This window comes from Litorivicinus lipolyticus (genome assembly GCF_009650135.1).
Taxonomy (GTDB): Bacteria; Pseudomonadota; Gammaproteobacteria; order Pseudomonadales; family Litorivicinaceae; genus Litorivicinus; species Litorivicinus lipolyticus.
In genome coordinates, this window is sequence record NZ_CP045871.1 from 360,200 (window position 1) to 375,862 (window position 15,663).

16 protein-coding genes are annotated in these 15,663 nt (G+C 59.5%); 1 reads left to right on the forward strand and 15 read right to left on the reverse strand.

Annotated elements, in window-relative coordinates; genetic code table 11:
- Positions 1-152 precede the first annotated feature (152 nt).
- From mnhG to mbhE, 7 genes are read right to left on the reverse strand one after another with little or no spacing between them, the layout of a single operon-like run.
- Positions 153-548 carry a monovalent cation/H(+) antiporter subunit G gene (mnhG, locus tag GH975_RS01830; protein WP_153712874.1) on the reverse strand — a complete coding sequence of 132 codons (396 nt, stop codon included), beginning with the start codon at positions 546-548 and terminating at the stop codon, positions 153-155.
- A complete protein-coding gene (locus GH975_RS01835; protein WP_153712875.1) occupies positions 545-853 on the reverse strand; it encodes a monovalent cation/H+ antiporter complex subunit F in 309 nt (102 codons plus the stop codon). The genes mnhG and GH975_RS01835 overlap by 4 nt, the downstream gene beginning before the upstream one ends.
- A complete protein-coding gene (locus GH975_RS01840; RefSeq protein ID WP_153712876.1) occupies positions 850-1,326 on the reverse strand; it encodes a Na+/H+ antiporter subunit E in 477 nt (158 codons plus the stop codon). Before GH975_RS01840 ends, GH975_RS01835 begins: the two co-directional genes overlap by 4 nt.
- Positions 1,323-2,804, reverse strand: a complete 1,482-nt coding sequence (locus GH975_RS01845) for a proton-conducting transporter transmembrane domain-containing protein (RefSeq protein ID WP_153712877.1) — start codon at positions 2,802-2,804, stop codon at positions 1,323-1,325. Before GH975_RS01845 ends, GH975_RS01840 begins: the two co-directional genes overlap by 4 nt.
- Positions 2,801-3,160: a Na+/H+ antiporter subunit C gene (locus tag GH975_RS01850; RefSeq protein ID WP_153712878.1), complete on the reverse strand. Its 360-nt coding sequence runs from the start codon at positions 3,158-3,160 to the stop codon at positions 2,801-2,803. Before GH975_RS01850 ends, GH975_RS01845 begins: the two co-directional genes overlap by 4 nt.
- Positions 3,160-3,600 carry an MnhB domain-containing protein gene (locus GH975_RS01855; protein WP_153712879.1) on the reverse strand — a complete coding sequence of 147 codons (441 nt, stop codon included), beginning with the start codon at positions 3,598-3,600 and terminating at the stop codon, positions 3,160-3,162. The genes GH975_RS01850 and GH975_RS01855 overlap by 1 nt, the downstream gene beginning before the upstream one ends.
- Entirely contained in the window at positions 3,597-5,798 is a 2,202-nt protein-coding gene (mbhE, locus tag GH975_RS01860) for a hydrogen gas-evolving membrane-bound hydrogenase subunit E (protein ID WP_211365823.1), read from the reverse strand. The genes GH975_RS01855 and mbhE overlap by 4 nt, the downstream gene beginning before the upstream one ends.
- Before the next feature lie 91 nt (positions 5,799-5,889).
- On the opposite strand from mbhE, the gene GH975_RS01865 reads away from it, so the two are divergent.
- On the forward strand, positions 5,890-6,642 hold the full coding sequence (locus GH975_RS01865) for a 3'(2'),5'-bisphosphate nucleotidase CysQ family protein (protein ID WP_153712880.1): 753 nt from the start codon (positions 5,890-5,892) through the stop codon (positions 6,640-6,642).
- Here the strand turns inward: GH975_RS01865 and GH975_RS01870 are convergent.
- The 8 genes from GH975_RS01870 to grpE all read right to left on the reverse strand — a co-directional run bounded on the left by GH975_RS01870 (position 6,601) and on the right by grpE (position 15,620).
- Positions 6,601-7,545, reverse strand: a complete 945-nt coding sequence (locus tag GH975_RS01870; protein WP_153712881.1) for an AEC family transporter — start codon at positions 7,543-7,545, stop codon at positions 6,601-6,603. The genes GH975_RS01865 and GH975_RS01870 overlap by 42 nt on opposite strands.
- A complete protein-coding gene (locus GH975_RS01875) occupies positions 7,546-8,841 on the reverse strand; it encodes an adenylosuccinate synthase (RefSeq protein WP_153712882.1) in 1,296 nt (431 codons plus the stop codon). It abuts the gene before it with no gap.
- Positions 8,838-9,959 (reverse strand): ATP phosphoribosyltransferase regulatory subunit, encoded by a 1,122-nt coding sequence (locus GH975_RS01880; protein ID WP_153712883.1) that lies wholly within the window; start codon positions 9,957-9,959, stop codon positions 8,838-8,840. Before GH975_RS01880 ends, GH975_RS01875 begins: the two co-directional genes overlap by 4 nt.
- Positions 9,959-10,816: a thioredoxin gene (gene trxA / locus GH975_RS01885; protein ID WP_153712884.1), complete on the reverse strand. Its 858-nt coding sequence runs from the start codon at positions 10,814-10,816 to the stop codon at positions 9,959-9,961. Before trxA ends, GH975_RS01880 begins: the two co-directional genes overlap by 1 nt.
- 57 nt (positions 10,817-10,873) lie before the next feature.
- Positions 10,874-11,767 (reverse strand): GGDEF domain-containing protein, encoded by an 894-nt coding sequence (locus tag GH975_RS01890; protein WP_153712885.1) that lies wholly within the window; start codon positions 11,765-11,767, stop codon positions 10,874-10,876.
- A gap of 91 nt (positions 11,768-11,858) precedes the next feature.
- Positions 11,859-12,986, reverse strand: coding sequence for a molecular chaperone DnaJ (gene dnaJ, locus GH975_RS01895; RefSeq protein WP_153712886.1), 1,128 nt, complete (start codon positions 12,984-12,986; stop codon positions 11,859-11,861).
- 68 nt (positions 12,987-13,054) lie between these two features.
- Positions 13,055-14,962 (reverse strand): molecular chaperone DnaK, encoded by a 1,908-nt coding sequence (gene dnaK / locus GH975_RS01900; RefSeq protein WP_153712887.1) that lies wholly within the window; start codon positions 14,960-14,962, stop codon positions 13,055-13,057.
- A gap of 88 nt (positions 14,963-15,050) precedes the next feature.
- Complete coding sequence (gene grpE, locus GH975_RS01905) at positions 15,051-15,620, reverse strand: nucleotide exchange factor GrpE (protein WP_153712888.1); 570 nt, start codon at positions 15,618-15,620, stop codon at positions 15,051-15,053.
- Positions 15,621-15,663: the final 43 nt, after the last annotated feature.

Sequence of the window (15,663 nt, forward strand, 5' to 3'; positions counted from 1 at the left end):
CATCCCATCGCGCCGACGATGATTAGGATACCCAGTAAGCTGGGCCAAACGGTGCCCCATGTCGCTTCATCAATGCCAAACATATGCGCCTCCCGTGCGTTTCGGTATGGCGTAGTTATAGCGCTGATGAGGCCTCGGTGAATTGACTTAGATCAAGGCTGAGGGTCTTGCTGGGCGGGGCTTTGGGTAGATTGACTTGAGTCAAGCGGCTGGCGGAATTCTTCGACCTGTGGATCGAGTTCGGTGCCGCCCCAGACCTTGGTTCGGCTGCGAAAGGCGGCCCGGCCCAGTAAGTGCGCACCGACCGGTGCGGTTAAGATCATAAAGGCAATAATCAACAGCGCCTTGGCCACAAATCCGGTTTCGGCGACATGTACACAGGCGCCCAAGCCAATCAACCCAACGCCGAGCGTGCCGGCCTTGGTCGAGGCATGCATCCGCACAAATACGTCCGGCATGCGCACAACGCCGGCCGCCGCGACCAGGCAAAAGGCGCCGCCCAACAAAATCAGGCTGCCGGCGACAACATCTAGCATCAACCCGATCATGCGTCGTCCTCAATATGCCCGGAGCGCTCAATAAAGCGTGCAAAGGCGACGGTGGATAAAAACGCCACCAACGCCAGCGCCAAGCCCGCATCCAGGTACGACTCCAGCGCCGACGAGGTCGCAAAAATTACCAGAAAGGCGACCAACAGCATCGAGATTAGGTCAAGGGCGACCACTCGGTCGGCCAGGCTGGGGCCGCGCAACAAGCGCACGGCGGTCAGCACCAGCGCCAGCAATACCATCAGGGCGGCGGCGACACTGGCGAAGCCGACAAATCCGGTCAAGGCAGTGCTGAATATGCTCATCGCAGGGCCTCTATGACGCGCCGCTCCATGCCATCTTTGAGGCTGGCGCGGGCTTGTTCGGCGGACTGGCCAGCAAACATGGTGTGGACCAGTAACGACTTTCGGTCCGCGCTGATATCGACCGACAACGACCCGGGTGTGAGCGAGATTAAATTCGCGGTCAACATAATTTCGGCGTCGGTCGTGGCGTCCAGCGGCATGACCAAAAACTTAGGTCGCGACAACAGCGGCGGCGTGACGACGTCGTAGGCGACCTTGAAGCTGGACACCACCAGGTCGTATAGAAAGAAGCCAATCAAGCCGAACACGCGCTGGATACGGCCGTGATAGTCCGACGGGCCGAAGCTGTGGCGAAACGGCCAGGTCATGAAAAACGCGACGACCATAAACGCCAGCACCGAGGTGACGCTGTTGTCTGACAAAAGGTTGGCCATCAATATGGCCAGGGCCAGGTTGGTGACTAAAGCGATCATGGCTGTGCTCCCAGTACCCGTTCAATGTACAAGCTTGGGTCGGTCAACGCTTGGCTGGCTTGATCGGCGACCTGGATCAGAAATTCGGCACTGATGCCCAGGCCGACCACTAAAAACGCCAGCGCCGTCATCGGCGCGGCGCGGTTAAAGTCCAAGTTCAGTTCCGGCAACGGCGCTTTGGGCTCCTGCCAGAACGCGGCACTGAACAGCCGCATAACCGCATACAGAGTGCCCAAGCTGCCCAGTGCTACGGCAATCACCAAGCCCCAATGCTGTTCGCTGGCAAACGCATCCATTAGCAACACCTTGGGCCAAAATCCCGAGGTCGGCGGGATCCCCGCAACCCCCAGCATAATTAATACAAACAGGCTGCCGACCACGGGGTGTGAACGCCACAGGCCGCCCATTTCGTCCAGGCGTTCGGTACCGGACAGGTACGCCACACAACCCACGGCCATGAACAGCGCGGCGGTTACGATTAGAGTCTGCATCAGGTACAGCAAGGTGCCCTTAAGCGCCGCGACGTCGCCGGCGGCCATGCCCAGGGTCATGATGCCAATGCTGACCATAACCAAAAACGCCAGCACACGGCGCGCCTGGACCTCGTGAATGGCGCCAAACACACCAACCGTCAGGGTCAACACACCGCTGATCCACAGCAACGACTGAATCAGTGGGTGCTGCAGGTCAAATACCAGGGTAAACACGCGCAGCAAGGTGTAGATGCCGACCTTAGTCAAGAGCGCCGCAAACAGGGTCGACGTCGTATGCGCAGGCGTATGGTAGGCCGCCGGCAACCAAAAAAATAACGGGAACATGGCCGATTTGGTGGCAAAGGCGAACAGCAACAGCGCCGCTGCCGTCAGCACTGCAGGTTCACCGCCACGGCCGTCCAGCAGCAGGTGCAGGTGAGCCAGGTTAAGGCCGCCGGTGGCGCCGTAGATCAAGCCGATGCCGGCTAACATGGCGGTGGTCGCAATCAGGTTCAGGCCGACATACTTGACCGCGCCGTCGATTTGGATCGATTTGCCGCCAACCACCAGTAACCCAAACGAGGCAATCAACATCACCTCAAACCAGACGTACAGGTTGAACAGGTCGCCGGCCAAAAAGGCCCCACAGACACCCGCCAACAGGACTTGGGTAAATACCATGTGGCCGTTGCGTTCCTCGCCAAAGGTCAGGTCCGAGTAGCCAAAAATCACCACGCACAGGCTTAGGATGCCCGTCAGCATGACCAAGGTGGCGGACAGTAAATCCGCCACCAAGGTGATGCCGAATGGACCGTCCCAACCGCCCATTTGGGCACTGAGGGGGCCATTTTCCTGGACGTGCAGATACAGCATGGCGCCGACGTAAGCCAGGCAGAAGGTGCCTAGCAACGAGGTCACCCGCATCGCCGCACGCGAATCGCGCAGCAGCAAACACAGTGTCGCCGTCAGTAGCGGGATAATAATGGGGCCGAGCAATAGGGTCATGGACGGTCCTCGGGTTCCGCTTCGCGCATGGCGTCGGCGGCATCCGTTCCGAGCTGTGAATAGGCGCGCAGGGACAGCGCCAGGGTAAAGGCGAACAGGCCAAAGCCGATCACAATTGCGGTCAATATTAGGGCCTGGGGCAAGGAGTTCGCGGCGCCGGCAGCCAGTGTCTTGCTGGCGCTGTCGATCAGTGGTGGCCCGGCGTAGGTCAGGCGTCCGGCGACAAAGATGATCAGGTTGACGGCGTTAGAGATCAGGACCAAACCCAATAAAAAGCGCACCAAGGTGCCCGCCATCATCAGGTAGCTGGCGCCTGCGACCAGTACGCCGGTTACGATGGCCAATAAAATATCCATCAGTCAACGTCCTCGCCCACGGCTTTTTCAAGGTTGAAGTAGATGCCACAGACGCCGCCGATGACGACCAGGAACACGCCGACGTCAAACAATAGGATCGATCCCACCGGAAGTCCGCCTTTGCTGCCGTCTGCGTTATAAACGATCAGCGGCCAAATGCCTTTTAAGAACGCGCCCTTGGCAATCAAGCCCCAGAACCCCGCAACAATGGCTAATAACAGGCCGGTCCCGGCGATCGATAGGGGACGCACGCGCAGGGCGTTTTGGGCGTGGCGTCGTCCTTCGGCTTTGCTGACCAAAATGAACGCAATCGAGGCGATCAGGCCGCCGATAAAGCCGCCGCCGGGATCGTTGTGGCCGCGCAACAGGATGAACACCGCAAACACCAGCAATAGGGGCGCTAAAATCCGGGTAATGGTCGATAAGACAAGTGAGTTCAAAAGTCTTTCACCTCGGGTTTGGATTTCAGCGCGGCGATCGCCGCCAGGGCTGCGATCACCACCACGGATATTTCGCCCAAGGTGTCCATGGCGCGGAAGTCGACCAAAATCACGTTGACCACGTTGCGACCCAGGGCCTGGGTCAGGCTGTTTTGGCCAAAGTAATTACTCAGGGTTAAGTCGATCGGCACGGTCAGCACCGCCAGCATAGCCAGGGTGACGCCGGCGCCTAAGGTGATGGCGATGACACCGGCGATACGGTTGGTGATGCGCTCCAACTTAACCCGCGGTAGGCGCACCAGCGCGACCGCAATGAAAACCACCATCAGCGTGTCGACCAGCAACTGGGTCATGGCGACGTCGATGGCGCCGAACATCACAAACACAATCGAGACCGTGGCGCCAACGATACCCAGCGCGCTGATGGCGATCAGGCGCGACTCGGTTCGCACCACCACCCAGGTGCCGACCATCGCCAGCAGACCAACGATAATGTCGACCCAGCTGAGTGCTAGTGCGGTCGGTGGCAGGGCCAGCGCGCCGTTCAACAGCGCCGCCCACAACGTCAGGCTCATCACTCCAAAGGTCACCCGCAGGTAAAATGTCATGCGCCCGTTTTGCAATTGACGGGTGGTCGCGGCGGCCAGCCGGTGCAGACTGTCGAGCTTCCACTGGTAGAGCTGGTCCATTTCGCCGTAGCGCGCTTCAATGTCCGCCAGCGTGGCGCGAATACGCGGCATCAGTCGGTACATCGCAAAGCCCAATGCGTAGGTTAATAGGCTCATCAACAACGGCCCGTTAATGCCGTGCCACAGCGACAGGTGCAGGCTTTGCTCGCGACCGGTCACGGCGCTCAAGATCGGCGCAATCAGTCTGGTGTCGATTAAGCTTGGCAGGCTGCCAAGGGTCAGCGCCAACAGCCCCATTAGCAACGACCCCCACCAGATGGCGACGCTGATCGGCTTGGCGGAGTCGTGGCTCGGGGAGCCCGTAAACGGGCCCCAAGCAACGGCCAATGCGGTCATCACCATCATCACGTTGGCGGCTAACGCAATCACCGAGACCCACCACGAATGGCCCAGGGTGGCGGCATAGATGAGTTCCTTGCCGAGAAATCCCAGCAACGGTGGAATGCCGGCCATGCTGAGTGCACCCAAGGCCGCACAGGCCCAGGCAATCGGCATGCGTCGGCCCATGCCATGAATTTTGCGCAGGTCCCGCGTGCCGACCTGTTTGTCCATCATGCCGACGCTTAAGAACAGTGCGGCTTTGTACAAGGCGTGGACCAGAATAAATACAATCGCGGCCATTAACGCCTTGTCACTGCCCAGCCCAATCAGCAGCGTCAGGGCGCCCAGCGCCATCACCGTGGTGTAGGCCATCATCAGCTTTAAATCGGTTTGGCGCAGCGCCCACAGCGCCCCCAAAGTCATAGTGATAGCGCCGCAGGAGATCAGCGCGGTCATCCACAAATCCGAGCCGCCCAACGCAGGGTTCAGGCGCAGCATCAAATAAATGCCGGCCTTGACCATGGTAGCCGAGTGCAGGTACGCGCTGACCGGGGTCGGTGCCGCCATCGCATTGGGCAACCAATAATGGAACGGAAATTGGGCCGATTTGGTAAAGCAGCCGACCAGTACGGCCAGCAAAATCAGCGGATAGGCTGCGTGTTCAGTGAAGCCCAGCGCGTTCCATTCCGACAGCCGCCAGGTACCGGTGATCTGGTGCATGGTGATCAAGCCGATCAGCAGCGCTAAACCGCCAAGCCCGGTGATGATCAAGGCTTGCACGGCGTTACGCCGGGCGACATCGCGGTGGTGGTCGAACCCGACTAATAAAAATGAGGTCAGGGTCGTGCCTTCCCAAAACAGGAACAAGCTGATGGCGTCGTCCGCCAACACCAGTCCCAGCATCGACAGCGCGAATAGGCCCATTAGAATTTGCAGGCGATCGCGTCGAGGGTCGGTTTTGAAGTAGTCCGCCGCGTACGACAGTATGATGGCGCCAATGCCGGTAATCAGCAGCGCAAACAGCAGCGACAATCCATCCAAGCGAAAGGCCAGTTCGACGCCCAGCGTCGGTAACCACGGCCAGCTGGCTTCGATCACGCCGCCGGCGGCGATAGTGCTGTATTGGTTGGCGAACCCGACAAACAATAGGGCACTGATCAGGGCGGGTAAAAACCGCAATAACGTCATGGGGATTTCGTTTTTATCGTCATAGACCTTTAGTCTGTATTGAAACGCCACCCTTTGCCAAGTCACGGGTCCACTTAACATGGAGTTGTTTATGGTTACGGTCAGCCAGCCAGGTCAAATCATTGCTCTGGCCCAGCGCGCAGGCGCCGCCACGCTGGACTTTTTTCGCGGCGACTTTGAGGTCTACGACAAATCCGACGACTCGCCACTGACCCAGGCGGATTTGGCAGCGGACGCTATTATCAGTGCGGGGTTGCCGGGCTACCCGATTCGCTCCGAGGAATCGAGCCACGGTGATTTTTCCGCCAGCGAAACCTTTTGGTTGGTCGACCCGGTAGACGGTACCCGCAGCTTCGTCGCCGGCAGCCCGGAGTACACCGTCAATATCGCGCTGATCCACCGTGGTCGGCCGGTTTGGGGCGTGATCGACGCGCCGGCGCTTAACCAAACTTGGTGGGGTGGCCCAGAGCAGGGGGCGTTTTTCAATGGCGACCCGATCCGAGTCACGGCGACCCAATCGCCGCTGCGGGTGTTGGCGTCGCGCAACCATCTCAATGCGCTAACCCTCGACTTTATTGCCGCGTTGCCGGTGCATGAGCGTATCCAGCGCGGCAGCAGTCTAAAGTTTTGTGCCATCGCCATGGGGCAGGCCGACCTGTTCCCGCGCATGGGGCCTTGTTGTGAGTGGGATACCGGTGCGGGCGAGGCGATCTTGATGGGCGCCGGGGGCTCAATCTGTGACTTGGCTGGGCAGCCCCTGGCCTACGGTAAAGCGGATCCGCTTAATCCGTATTTCATTGCCTCAGGTGAAACGAACCCCGTTGACTATTTGCCACAGCGATAGCACCAGCAGCAAGCTGGCAAAGCCGACCACAGATTGGAACACCACGATCGAGGCCATGGCGTGGGCGTCGCCGCCGAGTTTGCGCGCCAGGATGTAGCTGGACGGTGCGGTCGGTGTCGCCAGCAACAGCACGACCACGGCGCCGTAGGCCAAATCCAATCCAGTGGCCATCACCAAGGCCCAGGCAATGGCTGGTTTCAGCAGCAATTGCCCAGCCCCGGCATACAGATTCAAACCGAGGTTGCGGTTGAACTTTTGAATGCTCAGTCCGGCGCCGATCGCTAGCAGCGACAGCGGCAGTGCGGTTTGGCCCAGGCGTTCAAGGGTTTGCCAGCCAAAGGCCGGTAGCGTCAGGTCAATGGCACTGGCGCTGCCGCCGGCCAAACAGGCCAGCAGCAAAGGATTGCGTGCGACCTCGGTAAGCATCCGTTGAAGGTTGAGCGAGCCGCTGCTCAGGCTAACCATTACGCTGACGCACAGCACGTTCACGAACACCACGATGGCGCCGGATAGCAATCCGAGCAGTGCCAAACCCTGGGCGTCAAACAGCGACACCCCAAGTGCGAGCGAAACATACAGGTTAAAGCGTGTGACGCCTTGGAACAGGCTACTGCGGGTGGCGGCAGGTAGGTGCGTCGAGCCCCATAGCAGCGGTGCCAATGCCAGCGTGGCCATGATCAAGATGGTGCCGTACAAGGTCGTCAGCAAATCCGCCCAAGGCAGGTCCGCCAGGTCAGCGCGGGCGATGGTTGAAAACAACAGGGCCGGCATCAGCACGTAATAGACAATGCTTTCGATGCCGCTCCAGACGCCGGATTCGCGCACCAAGGTGCGGCGCAAACCATTGCCCAGCGCCATCATCAACACCAACGGCGCGATGGCGTTGAGCAGGGGTTCGATCACCTAGGCAAACAGGTCAGCGTTACGCACGCAGGTTTGAATGCGGTCCGGGCCGGTCGAGACGATGTCGAAAGGCGCGCCGACCAGGGCTTCGATGCGCGCGACGTAATTGCGCGCCGCCTCGGGCAGTGCGTCGTAGTCCTGCACGCCAAAGGTGATGCCGTCCCAGCCGGGCATGCTTTCGTAGATCGGTGTCGCTTCGTCCAAACGCGAGACGTCGGTTAGGCTTTCAACGCGGGTGCCGTCGGACAGCTCGTAAGCGATACAGATTTTGACTTCTTTGAGTCCGTCCAAGACGTCCAGTTTGGTCAAGCACAACCCGGTGATCGAGCTGACTTGGATCGCTTGGCGAACTGCCACGGCATCGAACCAACCGCAGCGACGTTCGCGACCGGTGGTGGTGCCAAATTCCTGGCCGACGCGGCCCAGGTGTTCACCGATGTCGTCATCCAATTCGGTCGGGAAGGGGCCGCTGCCAACACGTGTGGTGTAGGCCTTGGTGATGCCCAGCACATAGTCCAGGTAGAGCGGACCAAAACCGGAGCCGGATGCGACGCCGCCGGCGGTTGTGTTGGAGCTGGTGACGTAGGGGTAGGTGCCGTGGTCGATGTCCAGCAAAGAGCCCTGGGCGCCTTCAAACAGTAAGTTTTCGCCAGCTTCGCGGGCCTTGTGCAACAGCGCCACCGTGTCGGTAATGCAACCGCGCAGGCGTTCAATTTGGGCCAGTGTTTTGTCCACTTGGCTTTGCAGGTCGCAGGCCTCGGCACCGTAGTAGCTGGTCAGCATGTGGTTATGGTGGTCCAGCATTTCGCGCAGCTTGGCTTCGAAAGTCGCAGGCACCAAGGCATCCGACAAACGCAGGCCACGGCGTGCGACTTTGTCTTCGTAAGCCGGGCCGATGCCGCGGCCGGTGGTGCCGATCTTGGCTTTGCCGCGGCGCGCTTCGCGGGCCTGGTCCAAGGCCACGTGCACATCTAAAATCAACGGGCAGGCCGGCGATATTTTTAGCCGGCTCATGACTTCGACGCCGTTGTCTTGAAGGCCGTCAATTTCTTTTAGCAGCGCATCCAAGCTTAAGACCACGCCGTTGCCGATCACGCAGGTGACGTTGCTGCGCATGATGCCGCTAGGGATCAAATGCAGTGCCGTTTTTTTACCGTCGATGACCAGCGTGTGGCCGGCGTTGTGGCCACCCTGATAGCGGGTCACGATGCTGACTTGATCGGTCAACAAATCAACGATTTTACCTTTACCTTCGTCACCCCATTGGGTGCCTAATACCACCAAGCTTTTGTTCATTGTGCGTTCTCGATTGTCCATTGCGTGCCGGTTTTTCGTAAGCGTCGCGTGCAAGTCGCGGTGCCGTCAAAATCCGTTATGACGATTTCGCCTTGCATGCGCAGGGCGGCGATAGCCTCAGTTAAGCTGGGGTCTTCTAGGTTCGGTGCCGTGATCGGCATGGGGGCTGCCAAGCCCAGTTTGGCATGGCTTTGCCATAGCCGCAGGTCAGCGCTAAATCCGGTTGCTGCGCGGCGGGTGCCAAAGGCCTCGCCGGCCGCGTCATAGCGGCCGCCCTGAGCCAGTGGTGCGGCCTCGTCGGGCGCATACAGGGCAAACACCAGGCCGGTATGGTAGTGCGAGCCACGGCCCTCGGCAAAGTCAAAGTGCAAGTTGACGCGCCCGGCCAGTGCGCCGGCCAAGGTTTGGCATTGGTCCAGGGCGTCGTCGGCGCCGGGGAATGCGTCGCGCAGCGCGTCCAGGCAGTCCGGCCCGCCTTGGGTGTGCATTAGACGCAGCAGCGACGCCTCGACGCTGGGTTCAAGCGCCAACTCGGCCAGTTGGCTGCTGTCTTTTTGGGCCAGCGCACGTTCGGCCTCGCCGGTTTGATCGGCGGCGACCGTCGCAATCGCCAAGCGGTAAAGGTCAACGTGGCCGACGTCTAAGGTCAGGCGCGGCAGACCCAGTGCGTCGGTCAGGTCGAGTAGCAGGCTCAAGATTTCCAGGTCCGCACCCAAACCGTCGTGACCGAACAACTCGGCACCAATTTGGATTGGCGCACGCGAGTCGCCGAGTTTTTGTGGGCGCGCTTTCAAGGTCGAGCCGCAATAGCACAGGCGGTTGATGCCCTCGCCAGTGCGGGCGTCCATGCGCGCCGCCTGGGGGGTCATGTCGGCGCGAATGCCGAGCTGGCGACCGCTCAGTTGGTCCGTGACCTTGAGGGTCTGCAAGCCAAGGTCGCGGCCGACGCCGGTCAGCAACGAGTCCACAAACTCGACCATCGGCGGTATCACCATCTGATAGCCAAAGGTGCGCATACGGTCCAAGCAGACCCGGCGCAGGTGCTCGATCTCGGCGGCGGCGCGTGGGCCGGCTTCGTCAATGCCGTCCGGCAATAACCAGGTTGTCGAGGTCGGCATCAGTTTAGCGCCGTGGCGAGGCGGCGACGGCCAGCGCGTACGTTGGGGTGCTCTTTGCCGAGCAAATCAAACAACTGGATCAACATCTTACGGGCACCGTCATCGCGGTGCTCGCGGTGGTGCATGACCAGTGCCAATAGGCGCTCAATGGCGCTGTCCAATTCGCCCGCCTGGGCTTCTCGGGCCGCCAGTAGGTAGGCGTTTTCCGGGTCCGCTGGATCGGCGTCGAATTGGGCTTTGCAGGCGGCCAAGTCCGGTGCGTCGTCAATCAGCGCATGCAGTGCGGCCTGGGCCTTGATGCGCATGGCGGTGGGGTGGTTGGCATAGTCAACCGGCAGGCGGTCGACAATCGCCGCCGCATCGTCGTTGTCACCGCGCAAATTCAGTGCCGCCGCCAGTTCCAAAAAAGCATCGTGGTTTTCACCGTCCGCTAATACGATCGCGTTGAGCTCGCCAATGGCGGCATCCAACTCGCCGGCGTCAATCAATTCGCGCGCCACGTCCAGCGGATTGAGGCTGGGGGCTTGAATGTGCTTGTCTAAGAATGCGCGAATTTCGCTTTCCGGCAGTGCGCCCATGAAGTGATCTGCGACCTGACCGTCAACCACTAACAAGACCGTCGGCAGCGAGCGCACGCCGACCTGGGAGGCCAGCATTTGATGGGCTTCGGTGTCGACCTTGGCGAGCAAAAACGCGCCTTGGTATTCCGCGGCTAAGGATTCCAGGATCGGTGCGACCTGTTTGCACGGGGCGCACCAGTCCGCCCAAAAATCCACCAGCACTGGCTGGGTCTGGCTGCCTTGCATAACAACGGATTCAAAATCGTCGTCGCCGACATCGACTACAAATGGATTCATGGGCACTCCTTGAAACAGGGGCGCTAGTTTAGGGTTTTTGCGGCGCGGTGTGTAGGGCTATCGCTGGCTGACCAAGCGATCGGTCTTAGTGCCTTTCTCGGCGTACATCCGGTGGTCGGCAATTTCCAGTAGTGCTTGGGCCGATTTTGCGTCCGACGGATAGACCGCGGCGCCGATACTGCAGCCGACCTGAACCCGAGTGTTGCGCCACGACATGGGGTGCTGAACACGCCGACTGATGGCATTGCGAATGGTGGTTAGGTCATCCGCGGTCACGGATTCCAGCAACACACCGAATTCGTCGCCACCCAAGCGGCCGACTAAATCACCATTGCGCACGCTGCGCTGCAGGGCTTCCGCGACACGCTTTAGCAACTCGTCGCCGGCGCGGTGGCCGTGTTCATCGTTGACGGGTTTGAACTGGTCCAAATCCAGCAGCAGCAGCCCAAAGCTATCACCGCTGCGCAGGTGTCGGCTGATCGCGCGGTCCAGTTCGGCTTGGAAGTGGTGCTTTTGGGCCAGTTCGGTTAGTGCGTCATGGGTGGCTGCATGCTGTAGCCGCAGTTCGTGCACTTTGCGGGTGATGGCGTGGCGTATGGTGCGATTGAGCATCTGTGGGGTCAGTTCATTTTTATTGATGAAGTCGGTCGCACCCAATTCCAGCGCCTGCATGTCGATAATGGGATTCTCGTTGCCGGTTACCACCACGATCGGTTTACGGTTGTTAATAAACTGAGCGCGGCGCAACAAATCTATGCCGTTGTCACCGGCTAAATCCAAATCGACAAAGTACAGGTCCGCGTGCTGTTGGGCGATCGCTTCAAAGCCGGTTTGGACATCGTGAATCAGGGTGGTGTGATAGTGATGGCCATCAATTTGCGACAGCCGGCGGGTGAGCGCGAGGCAGTCGTCAAACGAGTCAACAATAATGGATATTCGGTAGTCGGCCATGCGTTAAAGTATAGAAGACTTTACGCAGGCCGAGTGATCCTAGACTGTGAACGGGTTGTGCGTTTTGTGGGTAATATTGGCGCTTAGTTATCTAAACGCCGTCAAAGAAGCTTTTGACCGAGTCAAACCACCCTGAGCTTTTGGGTGAGTGTTTTTTGCCGGTGGTCGATTCGCGAAACTGTGCCAATAGTGCTTTTTGCTCCGCGCTCAGGCCAACCGGGGTTTCGACCACGACCTTGCACAGCAAATCGCCGATCGAGCCACCCCGGACCGGCTTGATGCCCTTGCCGCGCAGCCGGAAAACCTTGCCAGTTTGGGTGCCCTCCGGAATCGCCAGCTTGACCCGGCCACCCAACGTCGGAACTTCCAAGTCACCGCCCAATGCCGCATCGGCGAAATTGATCGGCACTTCGCAGTACAGATTTTTGCCGTCGCGTTCAAAGATCGCGTGCTGTTTAACCGAAACCTGAACGTACAGGTCTCCGGTCTGACCGCCGCCGGGTGCAGCTTCGCCTTCGCCGCTTAAACGAATCCGGTCGCCGGTATCGACCCCTGATGGGATCTTAACGGACAGCGTCTTAGTTTCTTCGTTGACACCACGCCCGCCACAGCTGTTGCATGGGTCGTCGATCACTTGGCCGCGGCCATGACAACGCGGGCAGGTCTGCTGAACGGCAAAGAAGCCCTGTTGCATGCGCACCTGGCCGTGGCCATTACAGGTACCGCAGGTCGTGGGCTTGCTGCCGGGTTTGGCGCCACTGCCGTCGCACGGTTTGCAACTCACCAGGGTCGGTATACGGATTTTTTTCTCGACGCCGCGAACGGCTTCTTCGAGGGTTAGCTCCATCGAATAACGCAGGTCCGCGCCACGCGGCGGGCCCTGTTGACGGCCACGACCACCACCGCCACCAAAGATGTCGCCGAATACGTCACCAAAGATGTCGCCGAAGTCGCTACCGCCGCCGCCACCGCCAAACCCGCCGCCTTGTGAGCCGTCAACAGCGCTGTGGCCGTAACGATCGTAAGCTGCGCGCTTGTCGCCATCGGACAAGACTTCGTAGGCTTCGGACAGTTCTTTGAACTTTTCTTCCGCGCTGGCGTCGCCCGGATTACGATCCGGGTGGTATTTCATGGCTTTTTTTCGATACGCCTTTTTAAGCTCTTTGCCGTCGATATCCTTCGACACGCCCAGAACCTCGTAATAATCGCGCTTTGACAATGTGTTCTCCTGCTGACGGCTACCACCGCCTCACGAGTCAGGCCCGCTTGAGCGGGCCTAGTGCTCGGTTACTTGTCGTCCTTAACTTCTTCGAACTCGGCGTCGACCACGTCATCACCGGCGTCGTTGTGACTGCCAGCATCGGCGGTTTCGGCCTGCGGCTCAGCGGCGTACAGCTTCTCAGCGATTTTCGCTTGGGCCTGCGATAGGGCTTCGGTTTTCGCCTCAATCGCGTCCTTGTCGTCGCCTTTGAGGGCTTCTTCCAGCTCGCTGGCGGCAGCTTCGACCGGCGCTTTATCGTCGTCGGTCAGCTTGTCACCGGCTTCGGTCATGGCTTTGCGCGTGGCGTGGACCAGGCCGTCACCTGCGTTACGTGCGGCTACCAGCTCTTCGAAACGCTTGTCGTCCGCGGCATTGGCTTCGGCGTCAGCGACCATTTGTTCGATTTCATCGTCACTCAAGCCAGATGAGGCCTTGATCACGATGGACTGCTCTTTATTGGTCGCCTTGTCCTTGGCCGAGACGTTCAAGATGCCGTTAGCGTCAATGTCGAAAGCCACTTCGATTTGGGGCATGCCGCGGGGTGACGGCGGGATATCGCTCAAGTCAAACTTACCCAGGCTCTTGTTGGCACCGGCTTGCTTGCGCTCGCCCTGCAGCACATGGATCGTCACCGCCGGTTGGTTGTCCTCGGCGGTCGAGAACACCTGGGTTTTCTTGGTCGGGATGGTGGTGTTCTTTTCGATCAGCGGCGTCATTACGCCACCCATGGTCTCGATGCCCAAGCTCAGCGGCGTCACGTCGAGCAGCAACACGTCTTTGACGTCGCCCGACAGCACCGCGCCTTGCAAGGCGGCGCCAACGGCAACCGCTTCGTCCGGGTTGACGTCTTTGCGCGGCTCTTTGCCAAAGAACTCTGCGACCTTGGCTTGAACCATCGGCATGCGGGTCTGTCCGCCGACCAAAATAACGTCGTCGATTTCACCAACGCTCAGGTCTGCGTCTTGAAGTGCCTGTTTGCAAGGTTTGAGGCTGTCGATGACCATGTCTTCAACCAGCGATTCGAGCTTCGAGCGCGTAACTTTGACGTTCAGGTGCTTGGGGCCGGTCGCGTCAGCGGTGATGTACGGCAGGTTGACGTCAGTTTGCTGGCTGGATGACAGCTCGATTTTGGCTTTTTCGGCCGCTTCTTTAAGGCGCTGCATGGCCAGCGGGTCGCCTTTCAGGTCCATGCCGGTGTCGCCTTTGAAGGCCGCGGCCAAAAAGTCGATCAGGCGCAGGTCAAAATCTTCGCCGCCCAGGTGCGTGTCGCCGTTGGTGGCCAGTACTTCGAACTGCTTTTCGCCATCGACGTCAGCAATTTCAATGATCGACACGTCAAAGGTACCACCGCCCAAGTCGTATACCGCGATGGTGCGGTCGCCGGCGTCTTTGTCCATGCCATAGGCGAGTGCCGCTGCGGTCGGTTCGTTGATGATGCGCTTAACATCCAAGCCCGCAATACGGCCGGCGTCTTTGGTGGCTTGGCGCTGGGCGTCGTTGAAATAGGCCGGTACCGTGATGACCGCTTCGGTCACGGCGGTGCCGAGGTAGTCTTCGGCTGATTTTTTCATCTTTTTCAAGATTTCAGCAGACACCTGCGGCGGTGCCATTTTTTGGCCGTGGGCTTCGACCCAGGCGTCGCCGTTGTCGTTCGGAATAATTTTGAACGGCACCAGGCTGATGTCTTTTTGGACAACGTTGTCCTCGAAGCGGCGGCCGATCAGGCGCTTGACTGCGTACAACGTGTTGGTCGGGTTGGTCACGGCCTGGCGCTTAGCGCTCTGGCCAACCAAAATTTCGTCGCCGGTGTAGGCCACCACCGAGGGGGTGGTGCGATCGCCTTCGGCGTTTTCAATGACCTTGGGTTTGTCGCCGTCCAATACCGCTACGCAGCTGTTGGTGGTGCCCAAGTCGATACCAATAATTTTAGCCATTTTGTTTACTCTCCGTGTTGTGTCGCCGACCCTTGTCCGTGTTAGGTATGTCGAGGCGACGTAATTTTATTTCAATGGGTTAATGGGACTAGACGCTATCGTCGACGCTGGGGGCGCCTTGGCTAACCACCACCATGGCGGCGCGCAGGACGCGATCATTCAGGGCGTAGCCTGTTTGAACCACATCGACGACCGTGTTTGCCGGGACCGGTGCCGGCACCATGCTGATCGCTTGGTGGCGTGCCGGATCGAACAACTCATCGACTGGGTTGATGGGGGTCAGTCCGTTTTTCGCAAGGGCTTGGGTGTACAACTCAAAGGTTGCCTCGATGCCCTCAAGCATCGCGCTGTCGAAGCCTTCCATAACACGTGCAGCTTCCAGCGCGCGCTCAAAGCTATCGGCCACTGGCAGCATTTCGCGAACCAGTTTCTCGGCGCCGAACTTGCGTGCTTTTTCAACGTCAGCTTCGGCGCGACGGCGCACGTTTTGCGACTCGGCGGCCAACCTAAGCTGAGTATCTTTTAACTGTTGGATCTGCTCCAGCAGTGCCTGGGTATCGCCGGTATCGCCGGCATCGTCGGCATTTTCAGGCGGCTCGCCGGCTTGTTCGGCGTTTTGGTCGATGTCATTCGGTTCTGGCGCGTGTTCGTCGCTCATAACTTCATCCCTAAAATAAGTTGCTCGCGGTTAATGGGATGCC